Annotated in this window: 5 protein-coding genes; all 5 read right to left on the bottom strand. The window is 41.2% G+C overall.

The genetic code is table 11. The features are described from left to right. Positions 1–74 precede the first annotated feature (74 nt). Entirely contained in the window at positions 75–215 is a 141-nt protein-coding gene (locus GXZ17_RS10810) for a hypothetical protein (protein WP_409377291.1), read from the bottom strand. Between the two features lie 75 nt (positions 216–290). Then, the gene (locus GXZ17_RS10805) at positions 291–1,676 is read right to left on the bottom strand and encodes a hypothetical protein (protein ID WP_409377290.1); all 1,386 of its coding nucleotides are present in this window, start codon (positions 1,674–1,676) and stop codon (positions 291–293) included. Between the two features lies 1 nt (position 1,677). Then, a complete protein-coding gene (locus GXZ17_RS10800; protein ID WP_409377289.1) occupies positions 1,678–2,298 on the bottom strand; it encodes a cyclase family protein in 621 nt (206 codons plus the stop codon). 9 nt (positions 2,299–2,307) lie between these two features. Then, positions 2,308–3,198 carry a DUF72 domain-containing protein gene (locus GXZ17_RS10795; protein ID WP_409377288.1) on the bottom strand — a complete coding sequence of 297 codons (891 nt, stop codon included), beginning with the start codon at positions 3,196–3,198 and terminating at the stop codon, positions 2,308–2,310. A gap of 414 nt (positions 3,199–3,612) precedes the next feature. Next, a complete protein-coding gene (locus GXZ17_RS10790) occupies positions 3,613–5,490 on the bottom strand; it encodes a methyl-accepting chemotaxis protein (protein ID WP_409377287.1) in 1,878 nt (625 codons plus the stop codon). Between the last annotated feature and the right edge of the window lie 616 nt (positions 5,491–6,106).

Raw genomic sequence — 6,106 nt, 5'->3', positions numbered from 1 at the left:
TGCTTTTCTCATTTTCTCAGAGGAAGAGAAGCCACTCTTGCCTTGAGCTTCTTCCTGGAAGGGCTCTTCTTCTGTCATTTCTGAAATCTTTCATCGATAACCCACTCTCCCACGCCATTTCCGAGGTTAGTAGCCGGGAATCCTCCTCTCTCGTCATGCCTGAGCGCTTTTATCAGGCATCCACGTTTTGTTTTTGTCTTTTTATTTGGAATCATAAGGGTGCATTCTCCCGACTCTCGGGACCCTTGATAAAGCCATTCAGAAATGCCGGATAAAGGGGTTATGGGGGTTTATTCCCTATAATCATGACTGGTTTTGCGGGATATTGTAATCTGTGGAGGTGAGCTCCAGAAATCTCCGGGAGTTAAAGTGTCTACGGGGTAAAGATGGGGTTTAATTCTTTCCTTGTGGATAATAGAAGCCAACCGGTCTACTATTTGCCAGGCATGACGAATAAAAGTAGAGTCAGGAAACAAAGTTCGATCCCCGGCCAGCAAGTCATATATTATCTTTTCATAAGCTTCGGGGGTATTGGCTCCAAAACTTCCAGAATAGGTGAAATTTAGCCGGGTAGGAGAAGAATATAACCCCATTCCCGGTGTTTTTACTCTTATTAAGAGGGCTATTCTTTCCTCGGGTTGAATTTCTATGCGAAGGAGGTTATCCTCTGGAAAATGGGAATGAAATACCACCTCAAGAAACGATTCCCTCTCTGCCATTCTTTTTCCGGTCAACATTCGAAATGGTACTCCCTGCCACCGCTCAGAAGAAATATATAAAGGCAGATAAACTAAAGTTTCTATCTGGGAATGAGGATTTTCTACCTCTTCCTGGTAATTCTGGTATTGCCCTAAATATATGGCTTCCGGAGGGGGCAGTTGAATCTCGGTAAGCAAATGACTTTTGGCCTGGCCTACATTTTCCAGGAATCTTTGACACTCTTTTCTATCTTCTTCGCAAAGGGGAGGGATATCGATAGCTAAAAGAGTGAGAAGCTGAAGGAGATGATTTTGAAATACGTCTTTAATGGCACCGGTCTCTTCGTAAAATTTTTTTCTTTCTCCTACCCCTTCTTTTTCACTTACTGCAATGCGCACCTCTTTTACGAAGGACCGGGATAGCAGTTTTTCTATAAATAGATTTTCAGCTTTAAGAATGATGAGATTTTGAACGGTGGCTTTTCCCAAGTAATGGTCGACGTAGAAAATTTCTTCTTCTCGAAAGATTTTTTTAAGAGCTTTTTCCAGTTCTTCAAAATCTTTTTCGCTGGAACCAAAAGGTTTTTCTAAAGCTACTTTTTTTGTGGAGGGCGAGCTTAAGGACAGGGTTTTTTCTATGGTTTTTAAGGCTGAGTTATAAAGAGAAGGAGGGAGGGAGAGGTAAAATATTGCCTCTTCTTTCCCTGTCTTGTTAATTAGCTGGCTGAGTTTTGAAGGGATTTCTGGGTTTTCTAAATCTCCTGGGAGATAGAAAACCCGTTCCAATAACTCTTTTTCTTCTCTCTGGTGGATTTTTTGAAGAAACCTCCGGTAGTCTCCCTCTTTAGAAAAACGCCTTCCTAAAGCTATTAAGGCTAAATCTCTTATTTCATAGTGATAGAAAAGAGAGGATAAGGCAGGGAAGATTTTCTGGGTGAAGAGATTGCCCGTAGCTCCAAAGAATATTAAAGTTTTCATTTTACATTCTAAAGAGCACAGCCCTTGTCGGGGAGCCATCTCCCTCTTTTATTTTTAGAGGGAAAGATAGAAAATAGTAAAAGCCAGGTTCTACCTCCCGGAGATATAGCCCCTCGAATATTAAAATACCTTTTTCTAAAAGAAGGCGATGGGTGGGGTGTCCGGGCTGGTCGCGTTCTATCCCTAAAGAGTCAATTCCTACGCCTTTTGCACCTTGTTGAGCTAAATAAGAAGCACCAGATACAGTAAGGTAAACAAAGTTTTCTCTCGACAGGTCAGAAAAAGAGTTATCAGTTTTCAGAATTAAAAATTGCTGTGGGGATAGGAATTGTTGAAAAGGAGAGAGGTGTTCTGCGGCTATGGCCTCCACTCCTCTTATTTCTACAACTAAAGCCGGACCAAGAAATGAAGAAAGGGGCAACTGATCAATAGAGTTAGCGGGAGAGAGCATATGAAGGGGAGCATCTACGTGAGTTCCGGTGTGGGTTTCCAGGGTCAAGCGAGTTTCGTTTGCTCCTTGAGAAAGAGTTCTTATCCTTTCTAAACGAGGTTTTTTTTCCTTTCTCCCTTTATAAGTGGGAGTTTCTTCCGACAGAGGAAGAGATATATCGATGATTTCCATAATTTCACCTCATTCCGCCAAAAGTAGTTTCATTTGTTTGGCATTCCTTATTGCATAATCACGAAAACAGTTATTAAACATCAAAAAAACTCTTTCAGCACCCGGGGATTTCTTATTTACAACCTCTTTCCACCTGTTTAATTCCTCTTCTTGATAAAGGTAGGCAAATTTTTCTTCTACGGGTGCTCCCTTCTTTTCCCAGGCTGGTTTATTGCGTCCATGGAAGCGAGTTATGAGCTCCGGGGTAGTAACTTCTACTATGGGAGGGACCGTCCAGGGAAGTTGAGGCTCATCTACGCAGGTATAGGCTAATCTCTCCTTGCGCAAAAAACAGAAAGTGTCATCTCGATTTTCTTCGCTCAACCAGGAATGGTGGCGAAACTCTATAGCTAAAGTTCCTTTAATATTTTCTCTAAGCCAGGATAAATACTCCATAGTTTCTCTACTTTTTTCTATCCAGGGAGGAAATTGAAAGAGAATATAGCCCAGTTTATTTTCTTCCTGCAAGGGGTTTATGGCAGAAAGGAAAGCAGATAGAGCTATTTTTAGCCACTCTTCAGGGACTTCCGCTAAATAGAAGTGAGGTCGTTTTTGCAACCTTTCGGGCAATTCTTCTTTCAAAAATTGAGGAATGACAGATAGGGAAGTTTTGTGAAAGGTAAATAGAGAAAAGGATTTTATATTAAAAAGGAAAGAGGAAGGGGTTCGCTCTACCCAGAGACGAGCATTTCTCTCTGCAGGGAAAGCATAAAAGGTGGAATCAACTTCTACGGTGTTAAAATGTTGAGCATAGAAATTCAGTCTTTCAGCAGGATTTTTAAGTTGAGGAGGGTAAAAAGAGCCATCTTCAATGAGAGTTTTCTCTGTCCAGGAGCAAGTACCAATATGGTAAATAGCCACATTTTCACCTCTTTTCCCTTACATTATTCTGTATTTCTACAACCTCATTCACAGCAAAAATATTCTAATTTATTTTAACCGCCTCAGAAGAAGCACGGCAAATTGATTATATCACTGAGCTATAATCAATTTGCCGCCTCTGAGTACAAGGGTGAGTATTGTTCCCTTGCTTCTATAGAACCTGCCAGAAAAATATAGTTAACCACAAAAATCCATTGTAATATTCTTTTCCTTCGTACTCTGATTATCTTTTGTGTCGGGGCATTATTACGGGTCAATCGCGAGTGCTGCTCCCCTTTATAGTTCTGACAATATTTACCTGGAGCAGGGATTCAGTCTCAATGAAAAAACAGCCACCCCGCCATCGCTTTTGAATTTTGAGCGGGGTGGCCTATATGATTGGCTATGTATTACTTATACAGTAAAGTTGTTAACGACTTCTTGAAGCTCTTCAGCTAATTTACTCAAGCTGGCTGCCATAGAGTTAATTTCTTCCATGGCTGCATTTTGTTCTTCTACTGAAGCGGAAATTTCTTCACTGGAGGCGGCGTTCTCTTCGGCAATGGAGGCAACGGTAGTGATGGTCTCATGTAATTTGCTAATAGACTCAGATATGCTTCGTAAATCGTGCAGGGTATCTTCGGTATGCTTTACTAAACTCTGAGAATTTTCGGCGGTTGCTTGCTGGTTTGTTTCCAGCTCTCCAATAGTTCTGGTCAAGCTGCCAATGGAGTTGGCGACTTCACCGGTTGCTGCTATTATATCTTCAAAGCTTTGAGAAACCTTTTCGCTCTGTTTGCTACCTGTTTCCACTTGATTTTTTGCTCTCTGCATTGCTTCAGAAGTTTCGCCGGTGTTTTTCTGAATTTCAGATATCAGAGCTCCAATTTGTTCTGCAGCCTGAGCAGACTCTTCGGCAAGCTTTCTAACCTCTTCAGCGACCACGGCAAATCCGCGTCCGGCATCTCCTGCTCGGGCTGCTTCAATTGCTGCATTTAAGGCTAAGAGGTTAGTTTGTTCAGCGATACCGGTTATTAGGTCTACAATCTTTCCAATTTCCTGGGAACGTTCAGTCAAAAGCTCCACACTTTGAGCAACTTCTTGAGATACTTCGGCAATATCTTCTACGCTGGCTACAAGGTCAATAAGTAATTTTTTGCCATTCTGAGCTTTTTCTTGAGTGATTTTGCTTTGGTCGCTAACGGAATTATTCATTTTACTAATGGTAGAGAGAATATGGCTATTTTCTTCCAAATTTTTGATGGTTTCCTCGAGAAGACGTAGATTATCGTCACTTGTGTTGACGATAATCTGAGCTTTTTTAGCCATGGTATCTCCTTCTTCAGCGATTTTCTGGAGTTCTTCACTCTGGCGAATGGAGCCTTCGGCGACCTGGGAAATAGTTTGGGCAATCTCTGCAGTAGCTCTACTGGCTTCGGATACCGATGATGCAAGCTCTTCAGAAGAAGATGCCAGAAGAGAAGAAGAGTTTAAAGTATTATGTACCAGGTTTCTCAGAGAATTTACCATTTCTGCGAAACTATTGCTGAGTTTACCCAGCTCATCTTTTACGGTTAGTTTTTTGACCTCGACCTGCAAGTTGCCACTGGCGACCTTTTCTGCTGCACTGGAGATTTCCTGGAGGGGCTTGCGGATGCTTCTTGTGAGTAGTAGAGCGAATGTTAATCCTAAAACAATGCTTATAATGATGGTCCAGGTTATCAGCGATAGTGACATGGTGCGGGCTTTCTGAGCGCTAAGATTTTCCTCTTCGGTTAAGTTCAATATGACATCGGTGAGTTGATTTAAATATTCGCGTGTTTCCTCGAATTTCTCAGCAGCTTTTCCTAGGGATAGTTCTATTGCCAGATTACGCTCTTCCTCACCACCTTCGGTGAGATAATTAATTACCTGTTTCGACACTGTTTCCCATTCTTTACGGACTTCTTCGTATCCAGATATAAGTTGCAATTCTTCCGGAGCTTGAGCCAGTTCTTTATACTTGTTAAAACGCTCTATTGATTGATTAAAATTTTCTTCATAATCGGCAAGAAGGCGTTTGAATATTTCGCTATCGCTGGGAGCAGAAAGCATGGAGCGTTCAGCTACCAGAAGCTGTTGTAAATCCCTGTCTGCCTCGATAAGGTAGTCAAGAGCGGGCATTCGCACGGCATATACTTTATATAGAGAGTCGTTCAACCTGGAGGTGGCGAAAAAACCAATACATCCGACAATTGCCACTAAAACTATCATTATTATGAAACCACTCAAAATCTTAGTCTTCAAGGTCATTTTCTCTTCTCCTCTCTTTGGTCTTTGGGTCTTTGGAGCCGGTGTGCTTTTTTAACTCTATTTTATATATCGGCATTTTCGGGGGGATCTTTAATGTTTGGGTAACCAATTAATTAAATAGCTACATGCGGTTTCCGGTTGTTTATATTAATAAATCTCAGATGAGATTAATACCTGAGCGAAATTGTGTCTGCCAAATTGAGTAACTTTGGCTCTTTAACCACTCAAGCTCCTACGCTATAGTGAAGAAGTTCTGCTCCCTCTCTGATAGTTATCTTCTTATCCAGAAGACAACGTGCCCCATAAAGTTTATTTCTTTCTTCTTGAGGACAATGTATTCTTTCATTTTATTACTAAAGTGATATTTTCTAAAAGATTTTAAGGGTGACATTATCACAGAATAACTACACAAATTCAGTTTTTACCTCTTGCCAAAAACGCTCTAACCTATTATAATACTCTTTGCTTCATTATCCGTACCTTGAAAAGTAAATAAGGTGGAAACAAGAGATATTCCTGCTAACATGACAAGTTTGTTAATGAATTAAAGGTTTGCGGTCAAGTTAGAAAGGGCATACGGTGGATGCCTTGGTGCCAGGAGGCGATGAAGGGCGTG

The organism is Candidatus Sordicultor fermentans (assembly GCF_012728195.1).
Classification (GTDB): Bacteria; Atribacterota; Atribacteria; order Atribacterales; family Caldatribacteriaceae; genus Sordicultor; species Sordicultor fermentans.
This window is presented reverse-complemented; position numbering and strand designations above follow the sequence as displayed.